Annotated in this window: 14 protein-coding genes; 9 read left to right on the top strand and 5 right to left on the bottom strand. The window is 69.2% G+C overall.

The genetic code is table 11. From position 1 onward, the window contains the following. Positions 1 to 27: 27 nt before the first annotated feature. A complete protein-coding gene (locus AC07NB_RS09310) occupies positions 28 to 1,071 on the bottom strand; it encodes a LacI family DNA-binding transcriptional regulator (RefSeq protein WP_494570662.1) in 1,044 nt (347 codons plus the stop codon). A 60-nt stretch (positions 1,072 to 1,131) separates the two neighbouring features. Next, entirely contained in the window at positions 1,132 to 2,499 is a 1,368-nt protein-coding gene (locus AC07NB_RS09305; RefSeq protein WP_494570661.1) for a pectate lyase family protein, read from the bottom strand. Between the two features lie 130 nt (positions 2,500 to 2,629). Between AC07NB_RS09305 and AC07NB_RS09300 the strand changes: the two genes are divergently transcribed. From AC07NB_RS09300 to AC07NB_RS09275, 6 genes are all read left to right on the top strand, one after another. Next, positions 2,630 to 3,445, top strand: a complete 816-nt coding sequence (locus AC07NB_RS09300) for a 2-keto-4-pentenoate hydratase (protein WP_494570660.1) — start codon at positions 2,630 to 2,632, stop codon at positions 3,443 to 3,445. Further along, positions 3,442 to 4,431, top strand: coding sequence for a TRAP transporter substrate-binding protein (locus AC07NB_RS09295; RefSeq protein ID WP_494570659.1), 990 nt, complete (start codon positions 3,442 to 3,444; stop codon positions 4,429 to 4,431). The genes AC07NB_RS09300 and AC07NB_RS09295 overlap by 4 nt, the downstream gene beginning before the upstream one ends. Before the next feature lie 40 nt (positions 4,432 to 4,471). Continuing rightward, positions 4,472 to 4,981 (top strand): TRAP transporter small permease, encoded by a 510-nt coding sequence (locus AC07NB_RS09290; RefSeq protein WP_492312310.1) that lies wholly within the window; start codon positions 4,472 to 4,474, stop codon positions 4,979 to 4,981. Between the two features lie 2 nt (positions 4,982 to 4,983). Continuing rightward, a complete protein-coding gene (locus tag AC07NB_RS09285) occupies positions 4,984 to 6,264 on the top strand; it encodes a TRAP transporter large permease (RefSeq protein WP_494570658.1) in 1,281 nt (426 codons plus the stop codon). After that, the gene (locus AC07NB_RS09280) at positions 6,261 to 7,355 is read left to right on the top strand and encodes a sugar kinase (protein ID WP_494570657.1); all 1,095 of its coding nucleotides are present in this window, start codon (positions 6,261 to 6,263) and stop codon (positions 7,353 to 7,355) included. The genes AC07NB_RS09285 and AC07NB_RS09280 overlap by 4 nt, the downstream gene beginning before the upstream one ends. A 114-nt stretch (positions 7,356 to 7,469) precedes the next feature. Next, a complete protein-coding gene (locus AC07NB_RS09275; RefSeq protein WP_494570656.1) occupies positions 7,470 to 7,688 on the top strand; it encodes a hypothetical protein in 219 nt (72 codons plus the stop codon). A 368-nt stretch (positions 7,689 to 8,056) separates the two neighbouring features. Here AC07NB_RS09275 and AC07NB_RS09270 read toward each other — a convergent pair whose 3' ends face one another. Further along, positions 8,057 to 8,833 (bottom strand): toll/interleukin-1 receptor domain-containing protein, encoded by a 777-nt coding sequence (locus tag AC07NB_RS09270; protein WP_494570655.1) that lies wholly within the window; start codon positions 8,831 to 8,833, stop codon positions 8,057 to 8,059. A 210-nt stretch (positions 8,834 to 9,043) separates the two neighbouring features. Here AC07NB_RS09270 and AC07NB_RS09265 point away from each other — a divergent pair, with 210 nt between their 5' ends. Next, entirely contained in the window at positions 9,044 to 10,675 is a 1,632-nt protein-coding gene (locus tag AC07NB_RS09265) for an MFS transporter (RefSeq protein ID WP_494570654.1), read from the top strand. Positions 10,676 to 10,689: 14 nt separating this feature from the next. Continuing rightward, complete coding sequence (locus AC07NB_RS09260; RefSeq protein WP_494570653.1) at positions 10,690 to 11,475, top strand: hypothetical protein; 786 nt, start codon at positions 10,690 to 10,692, stop codon at positions 11,473 to 11,475. Between the two features lie 19 nt (positions 11,476 to 11,494). Here the strand turns inward: AC07NB_RS09260 and AC07NB_RS09255 are convergent, their stop codons facing one another. Then, complete coding sequence (locus tag AC07NB_RS09255) at positions 11,495 to 12,784, bottom strand: cystathionine gamma-synthase family protein (RefSeq protein ID WP_494570652.1); 1,290 nt, start codon at positions 12,782 to 12,784, stop codon at positions 11,495 to 11,497. 167 nt (positions 12,785 to 12,951) lie between these two features. Here AC07NB_RS09255 and acs point away from each other — a divergent pair, with 167 nt between their 5' ends. Next, positions 12,952 to 14,892 carry an acetate--CoA ligase gene (gene acs, locus AC07NB_RS09250; RefSeq protein ID WP_494570651.1) on the top strand — a complete coding sequence of 647 codons (1,941 nt, stop codon included), beginning with the start codon at positions 12,952 to 12,954 and terminating at the stop codon, positions 14,890 to 14,892. A 68-nt stretch (positions 14,893 to 14,960) separates the two neighbouring features. Here acs and AC07NB_RS09245 read toward each other — a convergent pair. Continuing rightward, a partial coding sequence (locus AC07NB_RS09245; RefSeq protein ID WP_494570650.1) for a hypothetical protein occupies positions 14,961 to 15,539 on the bottom strand: 579 nt, incomplete at its 5' end.

The raw sequence follows: 15,539 nt of genomic DNA, 5'->3' as shown, positions 1-15,539 counted from the left end.
CCTGTAGTCGTCAATAGCCTTCGGTCGTCAGCCCCTCGGCGGTGCGGTCGATTCCCGCACGATCAGCGACGGATCGACCTCGGGCTGGACCAGCGTCGCGGGGTCCAGTCCACGCAGGCCGGCCGTCAGCTTCTCGGCCGCCATGCGGCCCATGTCGCGGATGGGCAAGCGGACGGTGGTCAGGTTGGGCCAGACGCGCGAGGCCATGGGCAGATCGTCGAAGCCGACGATGGACAGGTCGCGCGGCACGTCCAGACCGGCGTCGCGCGCGGCCTTCATGACCCCGATGGCCATTTCGTCGTTGCCCGCGAAGATGGCGGTCGGTGGGTTCGCCATGGCCAGCAGGCTCTGCGCCGCCTCCGCTCCGGACTCGAAGGTGTAGGCGCCCGCGCGGACATAGGCGTCGTCCATCGACAGGCCGTGCTCGGCCAGCCCCTCGCGGAAGCCCCTGCCCCGCTCGAACGACGAGCGGAAGGTGTCGGGGCCGGAGATGAAGGCGACCCGCGTGTGGCGCAGCTCGGCCAGGTGACGCGCCGCCTGGGCCGCGCCGCGGCTGTCGTTCGTCACCACCATGCAGGCCGGCTCGTCCAGCGACACCGAGGCGATGCGGACATAGGGGCAGTCGGCGTCCTTGAGGATCTCGATGACCCGGTCGTCTTCCGACACCGACGGCGGCATGACCACGCCGAACAGCTTCTGGCGCACGACGAAGGCGCGGACCTCGTCCAGGAAGGTCGGCGAGGCGCGGTTGCAGGGATGGACGACCAGTTCCAGGCCCGCGCCGCGCACGGCGTCCAACACACCCTGCTGCATGTTCACGACGTAGTTGGGGCTGGGGTTGTCGTAGATCATCCCGACCAGGAAGGACCGGCGGAAGGCCAATCCCCGCGCCTGCGGATCAGGGCTGAAGCCATGCTCGGCGATCACCGCCTCGACCCGCTTGCGTGTCTCCTCCTTCACGAAGGGGGAGTTGTTGATCACACGCGACACCGTCTTCTTCGACACCTCGGCCAGGCGGGCGATGTCGTTGATGGTGGCGGGCTTGCCGCCGGGTCGCTTGGTGTCATTCACGCGTCAAGTCTCTCTGGCCGAACACCGTCCTTAAACTGAGCCGTGTCCCGTGTCAGCGGCTCAGGTGTGGTTCCTCGACGCGGGGCGGTCCAGGACCTCGTCGCGCAGGGGCGTCATGAAACGCAGGTCCCAGTCGTCGGGATTGAAGGGTTTGCGGGTCGCCTCGCGGATCGGCGGATAGCCGCCGACCTGCCGCTCATGGTCGATGATCTGGCCGCGGCCCTCGGCGACTTCGGCGACCAGCAGCACGTCGCGCATGTCGCGGTCCCACGGGCGGGCGCCGGCCTGCGACAGGACCGCGACCTGCACCTGCTCGGCCGGAATGGGAGTCAGTCCCTCCCACCAGACCGGCGGACGGCGGGTCTGGATGATGCGGGCCGGGGCGGTGGTGTAGCGGCCGAACATGCGGATCGGCTCGCCGACCTGGTCCACGGCGATGTTGTCGCGGCCGTAGTATTCCAGATCCCCCGCCCCGCCGATCATCAGGAAGGCCAGGTGATCGGTCGGGGTCGACGGCCCGGCGCGCAGGACGTTGCCCACGGCGGTCATCTTGCCGACCTCATAAGGGTGATCCAGCCACTCCTCGGGGGCCAGGTTGTAGTGCAGAGCGCGCGGCCCCGGATTGTAGATCAGGTTGTTGACGATGACCCCGTGCACCCCGCCCTTGAACAGCGGGCTGCGCTCATAGTTGTGAGCGTACAGGTTGCCGATGATCAGCAGGCCGGTGACGTTGTCGTGGATCAGCGAGCCCTTGGAGTGCTCGCCCTTGGCGTGGGTCGAATAGGCCAGGCTCTCGGCGATCAGATTGTTCGAGAAGGTGATGTCGTGGCTGGTCCCGGCGCGCCATTCCTCGGGCGTCGCGCCGGTGAAGCGCGGGCCGGAGGCGGACAGGTTCTCGTCCGTGCCCCACTCCAGGCTGCAGTGATCGACGATGACGTTATACGCCGCCTGGGTGGAGATGCTGTCCTCGTCCCAGCCGCTCATCCAGCCCTGTTCCGCCGAACCGGGGCGAATGCGGATGTGCTGGACGATCACGTCATGGCCGCCGATGTCCATGCCGCCGCGGATGAGGGTGACGCCCGGCGAGGGCGCGGTCTGGCCGGCGATGGTGATGAAGGGGTTGGCGATCTTCAGCGTCCTGCGGTTCAGGTCGATGACCCCGCCGACCTCGAACACCACGATGCGCGGACCGTCGGCCTCGATCGCCTCGCGCAGGGAGCCGGGCCCCTCCCCGTTCAGATTGGTCACGCGGATGATCCGTCCGCCGCGTCCGCCGGGCGTCCGCGCGGCCCAGCCCAGGGCGCCGGGGAAGGCGGGAAGCGCGGCCTCGGCCGGAGCCGATGCGGGCGATTGGGCGAGACCGGCGGACGGGGCCGTTACCGGCAGCAGGAACGCGGCCGCCAGGGCGGCCAGACGGGCGAGGGTCATGTTTCCATCCTTTAGCCTGACCGACTGTGACCGCGGCCTTGTGCTGAAAGCGCCGCCGGACGGGCGTCGCCGGATTCAAATTGACACCGGTTTCCTTCCTGCGCAATGTCCACTGCAAATGGGAGGCGGCGTGAGCCACGCACACGACAATTCAAGCGGTTCGCCGATCGCGCGCGCCTTCACCGGGGCCCGTCTGGCGGCCCGGGCCGTGCCGTCCTATCCGGGCGCGCACCCCGACTCGCTGGAGGCGGCCTACGCCGTCCAGGACGAGGCCATCGCCCTGTGGCCGGACCGGATCGCGGGCTGGAAGCTGGGCCGGATCAACGCGCCGTGGGACGCACGCTTCGGCGTCGGACGCCTGGCGGGACCGATCTTCTCCAAGGCCGTCTGGACCGCCGAGGCCGACCGTCCGACGCCCTTCGGCGTGATCGCGGGAGGCTTCGCCGCCGTCGAGGCCGAATATGTGATCGAGCTGGCTGAGACCGCTCCCGATCGCGACGACTGGACGGCCGGGACCGTCGCCGCCCTCGTGAGCCGGGTCTTCACCGGCGTCGAGATCGCGGGCAGCCCCTTCCCCGGCATCAACGACCACGGCCCCGCCGTCACCGCCTCGGACTTCGGCAACAACGCCGGCCTGATCCTGGGCGCCCAGATCGCCGACTGGCGCGAGCGGCTGGCGGGCCTGACCTGCACCACCGCCATCGACGGCGCGATCGTCGGCGCCGGCGGCGCCGCCTCGATCCCCAACGGCCCGCTGGACTCGCTGGCCTTCCTGCTGAACCTGTTGCACCGCCGGGGCCGCCGCCTCGAGGCCGGACAGCTGATCTCGACGGGCGCCGCGACCGGCGTGCATCCGATCGCCATCGGCCAGTCGGCCGTCGCCGACTTCGGCCCGGACGGCCGGATCGCCTGCGTGGCCATCCCGGCCGTGGGAGACGCCAGATGAGCCTGACCCGCCGCACCCTCGCGCTCGCCGGGATCTCCGGCCTCGGCCTGGCCGCCTGTTCGCCGCGCGCGACGGGCGGGCGCACGGTGCTGAACGCCGTCGACGTCCACCCCGCCGACTACCCCACCGTCGTCGCCGTCAAATGGATGGGCGAGGAGCTGGGCCGCCTGACCGGCGGCCGCATCGGCATCCGCCAGTTCCCGGCCGGGCAGCTGGGCACTGAGGACGACTCCATCGGCCTGACCCGCTTCCAGGCGGTGGACATCTGCCGCGTCGCCGTAGCCGCGCTGAACAACGCCTTCCCCGAGACCCGGCTGCTGGCCCTGCCCTATGTCTACCGCGACGTCGCCCATGTGCGGGCAGTCATTGACGGGCAGATTGGCGCCGAGCTGCTGAACGTGTTCGAGGGCCGCGACCTGGTCGGCCTGGCCTACTACGACGCCGCGCCGCGAAGCTTCTACAACGTCCGCCACCCGGTGAGCGAGCCGGGCCAGATGCGCGGGCTGAAGATGCGCTCGCCGCAGTCGGACATCTTCCTGGACTCCATCCGGGCCATGGGCGCCAACCCGACGCCGCTGACCTTCGGCGCGGTCTTTTCGTCGCTGCAGACCCATCTGATCGACGGGGCCGAGAACAACTGGCCCAGCTATCAGTCCAGCCGCCAGTTCGAGGTGGCCCGGTACTGGAGCCAGACCGAGCATTCCTTCGCGCCGGACGCCCTGCTGATGTCCAGGGCCAGCTTCGAACAGCTGACGCCCGCCGACCGCGACCTGGTCCGCGACGTGGCCCGCCGGTCGGTGCAGGTCATGCGCATCGCGTGGGACAAGCGCCAGGCCGAGGCCCGGGCGACCGTGCTGGCCGCCGGGGTGCAGGTGAGCGAGGTCGACAAGGCCGCCTTCGCCGCCACGGTCCGCCCGGTGCTGGACAAGTATCTTTCCGAGCCGCGTCTGCGCGCGCTCCACGAACGTATCGCAGCGGTCGCCTGAACGGCCGCGCACACCCTATCGGCGCTCAGGGAGGGCCCGAATGTCTGAATCCCGACGCGGTCTGACCCGCGCGCTCGACGGGCTGGCCGTCTTCGTCCTGGGACTGGCGGGAGCGGCGCTGGTCGCCATGGCCCTGATCCAGGCCTGGCAGGTTTTCGCCCGCTATGTGCTGAACGACAGCCCCGGCTGGACCGAGCCCCTGGCCCTTCTGCTGATGAGCTTCGCCGTCATGTTCGGGGCCGCGGTCGCCGTGCGGCGCGAGACCCATTTCGCCTTCCAGACCGTCCTGCACGCCCTGCCCGGACGCCCCCAATGGCTGCTCAAGTCCCTGTCGCGGCTGATCGCAGCGGCGTCCGGCGCGGGCCTGATGGTGCTGGGCGGGACCCTGATGATCGACGAGTGGCCGGTCACCATGGCGGGCGCGCCCCTGCCTGCGGGCCTGAAGTTCGCGGGTCTGTGCGTCGGCGGATCGCTGATCCTGCTGTTCTCGATCGAGCGTCTGCTGACCGGCGACTACCACGCGCCCGAAACCACCGAAGCCGGGGACTGACCATGGAGTACATCATCCTCTTCGGCCTGCTGGCTGTGCTGCTGGTCATCGGCGTGCCGGTTGCCTTCTCGCTGCTGGCCGCGACGCTGGCGACGGTGCTCTACCTGGCCTTGCCGCCCATCGTGGTGTTCCAGCAGATGGGGTCTGACATCACCTCCGTGGCCCTGCTGGCCATCCCACTGTTCATCTTCACCGGCGAACTGATGATGAAGGGCGGCCTGTCCGACCGCATGATCGCCTTGGCCTCCTCGATGGTGGGCCATGTTCGCGGCGGCCTGGGCCAGGTCACGGTCGTCGGCTCGACCCTGTTCGGCGGCGTCTCGGGCAGCGCCATCGCCGACGTCTCGGCCATCGGCGGCACCATGATCCCGCAGATGCAGAAGCGCGGCTATGACAGCGACTACGCCGTCAACGTGACCATCTCGGCGGCGCTGGTCGCCCTGCTGGTGCCCCCGTCGCACAACATGATCCTGTACTCGGCCTCGGCCGGAGGCGGGGTGTCGATCTCGGACCTGTTCGCGGCCGGCATCATCCCGGCGGGCCTGCTGGCCGTCTCGCTGATGATCGTCTCCTATGTGATGGCGCGCCGCCGCGGCTATGCGGCCGAGCCCTTCCCCGGCTTCCGCGTCGTCGCCAGCCGGCTGGTCGCCGCCATTCCCGGCCTGCTGCTGGTCGGCATCATCTTCGGCGGCATCCGGGCGGGCATCTTCACCGCGGTGGAAAGCGCGTCGATCGCCGTGGTCTACGCCACCGTGATCACCGGCATCGTCTACCGCCACATGAAGTGGGACGCCTTCAAGGCGGCCTGCACAGGCGCGGCGCGGACCTCGGGCGCGGTGCTGTTCATCATCGGCTGCGCAGGCGCCTTCGGCTGGCTGATGGCCTATCTGCAGGTGCCGTCGATGATGGTCGGCCTGCTGCAGACCCTGACCGACAACCCGATCCTGATCCTGCTGCTGATCAACGTCATCCTGCTGATCCTGGGCACCTTCATGGACATGGCGCCGCTGATCATCATCTGCACCCCGATCTTCCTGCCGGTGGCCAAGGCCTTCGGCGTGGACCCGGTGCAGTTCGGCGTCATCCTGCTGCTCAACTGCGGCATCGGCCTGATCACCCCGCCGGTGGGCTCGGTGCTGTTCGTGGGCAGCGCCATCGCCAAGGTGCCGATGACCCACAGCCTGCGCTCGATCTGGCCCTTCTATCTGGCTTGCACCGCGGTGCTGATGCTGGTCACCTTCGTGCCGGCGCTTTCGCTGTGGCTGCCCTCGCTGCTCAAATGACCGATCTGAAGGGCCTGAAGCCCGCCGCGGACTGCCGCTGGGACGCCGTCGCCCTGGGCGAAGTCATGCTGCGGCTGGACCCGGGCGAGGGCCGCATCCGCACCGCCCGATCCTTCCAGGTCTGGGAGGGCGGCGGCGAGTACAATGTGGCGCGCGGCCTGAGGAAGACCTTCGGCCTGAGGACCTCGGTCGTCACCGCCCTGCCCCGCACCGAGACCGGGGCGCTGGTCGAGGACCTGATCCTGCAGGGGGGCGTGGATACGTCCCACATCCTGTGGCGCGAGGCCGACCGGGTGGGCCGCAACACCCGGGTCGGGCTGAACTTCACCGAGCGCGGCTTCGGCGTGCGCGGGGCGCTGGGCTGCTCCGACCGGGCCAATTCCTCAGCCTCGCAGATCCGGCCGGACGAGGTCGACTGGGATGCGCTGTTCGGTTCGGAAGGCGTGCGCTGGCTGCACACCGGCGGCATCTTCGCCGCCCTGTCCGAGGCCACCGCCGAGACGACCCTGGCCGCCATCCGCGCCGCCAAGCGGCACGGCGTCGTGGTCAGCTACGACCTGAACTATCGCGCCAGCCTGTGGTCCAGCCATCCGGACCCCGACGCCGCCCGCCGCGTGAACCGCGAGATCGCCGGGCTGGTCGATGTGCTGGTCGGCGACGAATACGCCTACGCCTCCTGCCTGGGGATCGAGACGGCGGACCGCCGCGCCGATCCGGCGGACAGCCGGCCCTTCGACGCCCTCGTGGCCCGTCTGGCGAAGGAGCTGCCGAACGTGCAGGTCTTCGCCGCCACCCTGCGCGACCCGGTCTCGGCCTCGGTCAACCGCTGGGGCGGAGTGCTGTGGCTGGGCGGCGAGCGCTACGCCACGCCGGTCAGCGAGGTCGCCGTGCTGGATCGGGTCGGCGGCGGCGACGGCTTCGTCTCGGGGCTGGCCTGGGCCTTCATGAGCGGACTCGGGCCGCAGGCGGCGGTGGACTTCGGCACGGCACATGGGGCCATCGCCATGACCACGCCCGGCGACAACGCCATGACCTCGCTGGCCGAGGTGCAGGGACGGGTCGAGGGCAGGGGCGCCGCCGCCGTCCGCTAGGCCGGACGTGAGGACTCGCTCCGGACTCTCCTCAAATTTCCCTCGGCGATGGAAATTCCGTCCCGGTCGTGCGACCTCGAAGGTCACGATTCCAGACCGCCCAGGAGAACCAGAATGAAGAAAGCCATCGCAGCCGTCGCCGTCGGCGCCCTGCTCGTCGCGGGCCAGGCCGTCGCCGCCCAGACCACCGCCAGCGCCCGTGTGGGCGACCGCGTCGGCGCCCGGGCCGACGCCGCCAGCGAGTTCGCCGGCATTCCGTTGGCCGCCATCGCCGCCGGCGTGGTGCTCGTCGCCGTCCTGGTCGCCTCCGACGACGACAGCGACAGCGACTGAGCCTCGGCTGAAATCCTTGCCGACCCGGGGGCCCTCGTCGCGCAAGCGGCGGGGGTCCTTTGTCGTTCGGAGCCCCGGCGTTTCCCTGAACTAAAAACACCGTCCGAAGCGTCCGATGCGTCCGGATGGACAGCCCAAGTCATTGTAATCGCTGAGGGTGAATTTCCGGACCATCCGGACGCCTCCAGGCCGTGGATCGACGGACCGCAGGATCGCACGCCGGTGCGTCAAAACTGGTCGTGGGAGCAGCCTTCCATTGCTATCTTCATCCTGCGGCGCTCCCGCGAAAGCGGGAAGAGGTCGGATGACCCAGCGGCGTGCGATAGCGCGAATCTGTCACGCTCACGGCTCGCGGCGCAGCACGGGGTTCAAATCAGGTTGGCCGACTGTTTGAGGATGTAGCGCTCTTGCGCTGTCCCGAACATGACTGCCGACGGGATGCCGTTCAGCAAAAGATGCGCAGTGGTTTGAGCGGTGACCGGCTGGTCGAGCCGCAGTCCCACGTAGGAGCCGTCGTTGGTTTGCGCTGGCGCGTACATGCTCATACCCGTGCCGGTCACATGCCCTCGCGGGCCCGCCATGATCATCTTGACGAGACCCTCTTCTTTCTTGGGGACGAGCATGAAGGTTGGAACCCATTGCCCAGTGCGAGGCCAGACTTCCAGCGCAGGCGTGCCGTCCAGGTGCCACTGGAAGCCATACGGCGAACCCGGCGACAGCGAAGGCGGGCTCTTGGACCCCATCAGACCATCGACGATCTGTTGGCGCCAATCAGCGGCGGCAAGGTTCACATAGAGCCTTGTCGCCAATGCCGAGGGAACGACCGACCTATCCATCGGCTCCGGGAATATTCCGATCAAATTGAACTGGCTGCCACGGGTGCGAAGCACCCGGTCCAAGGCGTAGGCGAGCTCTTCTTGACAGGGCTCGCTCTCAAGGCTGGCTTTGGTTGCGTAAATCGCCCACCCGTCGAGAGAGGGGTCTTCGATCCCGGTGCTGATCTGATCCCAAAGGCGGCGACCAGCCAGCAGATGGGCGCGATCAAATGCAACCTCAATGCCAGCGGCCTTAAGCTCGGCGATCACGTGATCGACATCGTTCGCCTCATTGTCCTTCCACGCGTAGGTCAGCCACAGCTTCGGCATTGGATTTCGTTCCTCGGATAATCACCTCCCGCGACAGACCTCGGGAACATCGTTCAACGATAAGATGAACTGCCCGCGAAGGCTCTTCAAGGTGGCCTTCCCCAATCGCCCCGCTCCCAGCAACTCAAGCCCTCTCCCGCCGGGAGAGGAAAGGATGTGCTTTTCGAAATCGGCGTTCTAGGCTCCTCCCGACCAGTCTAGGGAGGGACCATGACCGAAGCCGCCGCCGAAGGGCGCACCGTGGACCGCAGCGACCGGTTGGTCATCCTCGCCTCGTCCGTCGGGACGGTGATCGAGTGGTACGACTTCTATCTGTACGGATCGCTGGCGGCGATCATCACGGCCCAGTTCTTCTCGGGCGTGAACGAGACGACCGGCTTCATCTTCGCCCTGATGGCCTTCGCCGCCGGGTTCGCGGTCAGGCCGTTCGGGGCCGTCTTCTTCGGGCGGCTGGGCGACCTGTGGGGACGCAAGAACACCTTCCTGGTGACCATGCTGCTGATGGGGCTGTCGACCTTCGTGGTCGGGCTGCTGCCGTCCTACGCCGCCATCGGGGTGGCGGCGCCGGTGGTGCTGGTGCTGATGCGGCTGGTGCAGGGCCTGGCGCTGGGCGGCGAGTACGGCGGCGCGGCCACCTATGTCGCCGAGCACGCCCCGCCCGGAAAGCGGGGCTTCTATACCTCCTTCATCCAGATCACCGCGACGGCGGGCCTGATGCTGAGCCTGCTGGTCATCCTGGGCGTGCGTTCGGCGATCGGCGAGGAGGCGTTCAAGGAATGGGGCTGGCGCATCCCCTTCCTGGTCTCGATCCTGCTGCTGGGCGTCTCGCTGTGGATCCGGCTGAAGCTGGCCGAGAGCCCGGCGTTCGCCCGCATGAAGGCCGAAGGGCGGGGATCGACCACGCCGCTGAAGGACAGCTTCGGCAAATGGCCCAATCTGAAGCTGGTGCTGCTGGCCCTGTTCGGCCTCGCCGCCGGTCAGGCCGTGGTCTGGTACACCGGCCAGTTCTACGCCCTGTTCTTCCTGGAGAAGACGCTGAAGGTCGATCCGGCGCTGGCCAATGTGCTGATCGCCATCTCGCTGGCGCTGGCCACGCCCTTCTTCGTCTTCTGGGGCTGGCTGTCGGACAAGGTGGGGCGCAAGCCGATCATCCTGATCGGCTGCCTGCTGGCGGCCCTGACCTATTTCCCGCTGTTCCACGCCCTGACCGGCGCGGCCAATCCGCGGCTGGCGGCGGCGACGGCGAGCGCGCCGGTGACCGTGGTCGCCGATCCGACCGACTGCGCGTTCCAGTTCGATCCCGTAGGCAAGACCGTGTTCGACAGCTCGTGCGACATGGCCAAGTCCTACCTCGCCAAGGCGGGCGTCACCTATGAGACCGTCGCCGCGCCCGCCGGGACGATCGCCGAGGTCCGCATCGGCGAGACGGTCGTGCCGGGCCTTGCCGACCCGTCCGGCAAGGCGGAATGGGAGAAGGGCCTCGGCGCCGCCCTGACCGCCGCCGGCTATCCGGCCAAGGCGGACAGCGCGCTGGTGAACAAGCCGCTGGTGGTCGGCATCCTGTTCGTGCTCGTGCTGTACGTGACCATGGTCTACGGACCGATCGCGGCGGCGCTGGTGGAAATGTTCCCCACCCGCGTGCGTTACACCTCCATGTCCCTGCCCTATCACATCGGCAACGGCTGGTTCGGCGGCTTCCTGCCGACCACGGCCTTCGCCATGGTCGCGGCCACGGGCAACATCTACTACGGCCTCTGGTACCCGATCGTGGTGGCCCTGCTGACGGTCGTCGTCGGCGGACTGCTGATCCGGGATCGCAAGGACGTCGACATCCACGCCTGAGGGAGCGCGCCGTCATGAGGACCACCGACCCCGATCCCGGCGGCGCCCCGTCCACGGATCCCGGCGCGCTGATCCTCGACCTGCTGCTGATGGCGGACGACGCCCGCGCGTCCTCCGACGAGCTGACAGCGGCCGGCGCCGTTTTCGACCAGTCGGCGGCCGCAATGACCGACGCCGCCGCGCGGCTGGTCAGCGAAGGCCGGCTGACGCGGACGGAAGACGGGTCCTTCGTGGAAAGCGGACCGGACGCGGTCTCAGCCCGCCGTCTGCGGCAATGGCGCGAGACGGTGTTCCGCCGCCGGGTGTGGACCGGCTGCTGGCTGCTGGCGGCGGACGCCCCGACCGCCGCCGAAGCGCTTCAGGTCGAAGGCTTCCGCCGGACCGCCGAAGGCTTCTGGCTGCGGCCCGACACCATCGTCGGCGGACTGGACGCCTGCCGGGACCGGTTGCGCGAGGCCGGCGTCCCCCCGACGCTGTTCACCGCGCGCCTGGACCGGCTGGACGGCGCCGTCACGCGGACCGCCGCGTCGCTGTGGGACGTGTCGGGCATGGGCGAGGCGCGCAACGCGCTTCTCGCCCGCCTGGCCCGGAGTTCGCAGCAGCTGGGGTCGCTGCCCCCCTCGGCGGCGGCGCGCGAGAGCCTGACGCTGGGCGCGGCCGTCGTCAGGGCCATCGCCGGCGACCCGCTCCTGCCGATGGACTGGGACGCCCGCCCCCTGGTCGAGGAGCTGGCGCCGGCGCTGCAGGCCTATGACGGGCCAAGGCGCGAGGCCTGGGCCGCCGCCCTGCCGCGCGCCTGATCCCGCCCCGCACGACGCCTCAGACCGCGTCCAGCGCCTGGGACAGGTCGGCGAACAGGTCCTCGACATTCTCGATGCCGACCGACAGACGCACTAAGTTGTCGCCGATGCCGCAGCGGGCCTTGGCCTCGGCGGTGTAGTCCGAGTGGGTGGTGCTGGACGGGTGGGAGACCAGGCTCTCGGTCCCGCCGAGGCTGACCGCCAGCTTGAACAGCTGCAGGGCGTTGAGCATCCGGAAGGCCTCGGCCTCGCCGCCCTTGAGCCGCAACGAGAAGGTCGATCCGGCGCCCGAGCACTGGCGGCTGAAGATCGCCTGCTGTTCGGCCGAGCTTTCCGCGCCGCCCGCGTCGAGCACCGCCTCGATCTTGGGATGGCCGCGCAGGCGCCGGACCAGTTCCGAGGCGTTCTGCTGCGACCGCTCCATGCGGATCTGCAGGGTCTCCAGGCTGCGGGTCAGCAACCAAGCGGTGTGGGCGTCGGTGATCGTGCCGCAGATGGTGCGCATCTCCGCCACCCGACCCATCAGGTCCGCGCGCCCCAGGCAGGCGCCGGCGATCAGATCCGAATGGCCGCCGACGTATTTGGTCAGGGAGTAGAGGATCAGGTCCGCGCCATGCTCGAACGGCTTCTGCCACAGGGGGCCGAGGAAGGTGTTGTCGACCACCAGCGGCGGCGGCTCGGCCTGGCCGAGGGCGCGGATGGCGTCGGCGGCGGCGCGCAGATCGATCAGCTGATTGGTGGGGTTGGCCGGGGTCTCGACATAGACCGCCGCCAGCCGTCCGCCGCGCGCCGCCGCACGCGCGGCCGCTTCGGGGATGGCGTCGACCAGGGTCCGGCCGCCGTCGCATTCCGACACGCTGATCGTCTCCACGCCCATGCGCGGCAGGATGCGGTCAAACAGGTATTCGGTGCCGCCATAGGCCGGGGCGGTGTAGATGACCACGTCATTGGGCCGGCTCAGCGCCAGGATGGTGGTCGAGATGGCCGCCATGCCGCTGGAGAAGACCAGCGCCTTGTCCGCGGCGTCCCAGACCGCCAGACGGTCCTCGAGGATTTCGAGATTTGGGTTGTTGATCCGCGAATAGATCAGGCCCAGCGCCTCTTCCGGATCCTTCTCGCGCAGACCGTAGGCGACCTCGAAGAAGCGCTTGCCGTCCTCGGCCGAGCGGAACACGAAGGTCGAGGTCTGGAAGACCGGCGGCTTGATCGAGCCTTCCGACAGGGCGGGATCATAGCCGAAGCCCATCATCAGGGTTTCGGGCGCGAGCGTGCGGGTCCCGAGCGTGCGGGCGCGGTGGCGGTAGGTCATGGGTCATCTCCTGATGGGCGCGTCTGGCGGCGCCCTTGTCCCTTGGCGTCGCGATACGTGATCCGGTCGAGGTTCGCCAGCGGCGCCGGAGTGAGGCGCGGGAGTCGGCGCTTCCCCTTGCCTCGGCTGTCGGCCTAACGTGGGCGATCCGACGCGAGGAGCCGCCCATGACGACCGACCCCGAACTCTATCCCGTCCCGTCCGAATGGGCCCAGCGCGCCCGGATGACCAAGGCGGGCTATGAGACGGCGCGGGTCGCGGCGCGTGAGACGCCGGACGCCTTCTGGAGCGAGCAGGCCCGCCGGCTGGACTGGATGACGACGCCGTCGGTGATCAAGGCCGTCTCGTTCCAAAAGGCGGACTTCCACATCCGCTGGTTCGAGGACGGCGTGCTGAACGTCGCGTACAACTGCCTGGACCGGCACCTGGAGACGCGCGGCGACGAGACCGCGATTATCTGGGAGGGCGACGAACCGACCCAGTCGGGCAAGCTCAGCTATCGCGAGCTGCACGCCGAAGTCTGCCGCATGGCCAATGTGCTGAAGGGCCTCGGGGTGGTGAAGGGCGACCGCGTCACCCTGTACCTGCCGATGATCCCGGCCGCGGCGGTCGCCATGCTGGCCTGCGCGCGGATCGGGGCCGTGCATTCGGTCGTCTTCGGCGGCTTCTCGCCGGACAGTCTGGCGGGGCGGATCGAGGACTGCGGCTCCAAGGTCGTGATCACCGCCGACGAGGGAATGCGCGGCGGCAAGCGGGTGCCGCTGAAGGCGAATGTCGACGCGGCGCTGGGGAAGGTGGCGGTCGACAAGGTGCTGGTCGTCTCGCACACCCACGCCGACGTGCCGATGGTCGAGGGCCGCGACGTTCCCTACGGCGAGGCCAGGCAGGGCGTCGGCGACGACTGCCCGTGCGAGCCGATGAACGCCGAAGATCCGCTGTTCATCCTCTACACCTCGGGCTCGACCGGAAAGCCCAAGGGCGTGCTGCACACCACGGGCGGTTATCTGTTCTGGGCGTCCTGGACCCACGAGCTGGTGTTCGACTACCGGCCCGGCGAGGTCTTCTGGTGCACCGCCGACGTGGGCTGGGTCACCGGCCACAGCTATTGCGTCTACGGCCCGCTGGCCAACGGCGCGACGACCCTGATGTTCGAGGGCGTGCCCAACTATCCGACGGTCAGCCGCTTCTGGCAGGTGGTGGACAAGCACCAGGTCGAGATCTTCTACACCGCCCCCACCGCGCTGCGGGCCTTGATGCGCGAGGGCGACGGGCCGGTGCAGGCGACCAGCCGCTCATCGCTGCGCCTGCTGGGCACGGTCGGGGAGCCGATCAATCCGGAGGCCTGGCGCTGGTATCACGAGGTGGTCGGCGAGGGCCGCTGCCCGATCGTGGACACCTGGTGGCAGACCGAGACCGGCGGGGTGCTGGTCTCGCCCCTGCCCGGCGCGACGGACCTGAAGCCCGGCTCGGCGACCAAGCCCCTGCCGGGCGTCGAGCTGCAGCTGGTGGACGCGGACGGCGCGGTGCTGGAGGGCGCGACCTCGGGCAATCTGGTCATCACCGACAGCTGGCCGGGGCAGATGCGCACCGTCTGGGGCGATCACCAGCGCTTCTTCGACACCTATTTCAGCGCCTATCCGGGCAAGTATTTCACCGGCGACGGCTGCCGCCGGGACGAGGACGGCTATTACTGGATCACCGGGCGGGTGGACGATGTGATCAACGTCTCGGGCCACCGCATGGGCACCGCCGAGGTCGAAAGCGCCCTGGTGTTGCACGACGACGTGGCCGAGGCGGCGGTGGTCGGCTTCCCGCACGACATCAAGGGCCAGGGCATCTACGCCTACGTCACCCTGAACAAGGGGGTGGAGCCGACCGTGGACCTGCACAAGGCGCTGATCGCCCACGTCCGCAAGGAGATCGGGCCGATCGCCGCGCCCGACGTGATCCAGTGGGCCCCGGGCCTGCCCAAGACCCGCTCGGGCAAGATCATGCGCCGGATCCTGAGAAAGATCGCCGAGAACGAGGTGGGATCGCTGGGCGACACCTCGACCCTGGCCGATCCGTCGGTGGTCGAGGATCTGGTGAAGAACCGCGCCGGCGGCTGAGCCGCGCCTGAAACGAAAACCGCCGCCGGAGGTCCGGCGGCGGTTCACAGGTCACGGAGAGATCAGGCTCAGCCCCAGGGATCGTGATCCGCGGGGCTGCCGGTGTGCGACCGGCCCTGGAAATCATCCAGGGCGCGCTGCATCTCGTGCTCCAGGTTCCAGAAGTCGATCGCCGAGCCGGGGTTGAACTGGAAGGCATGGCTTTCCAGTCCGCCGAAGAAGCCGGCCGGCTCCATCATGAGACGGTCTCCGACCTCCGACGGCAGGACCAGGGGACCGTCGCCGATGGCCTTGTAGTTCACGAAGCCGTCGTCCAGCACGCCCGGCAGGACCAGGGGCATGTCCGCGGTCGCCTTGGCGGCCGGCGCTTCGAGATCGACGGGCAGGACCTGCGGTCCGGCGTCGACGGTCTTGACCGTGTCGGCCGACGGCGCGACCGGCTGGACCTGCGGTCCGCCCAGCAGGAAGTCGTCGGCGACGAGCGGCGAGACCAGGGCGTCGGCGCCCTGGTCCTTATCGCCGACGTCGGCGGGGGCGGCGGGCGGGGTCAGGTCGCGGGTGGAGCGGTCTCCGAACTCGAGGACCTCGATGCTGGTGGCCAGGATCGAGCCGTCGCGGCCGGCGGTGTTGTCGATGATCCGCCAGCC

It is taken from the genome of Brevundimonas sp. GW821-FHT09G01 (assembly GCF_059416065.1).
The sequence above is the reverse complement of the archived record's forward strand: the minus strand, read 5'-3'. Positions and strand labels throughout refer to the sequence as shown.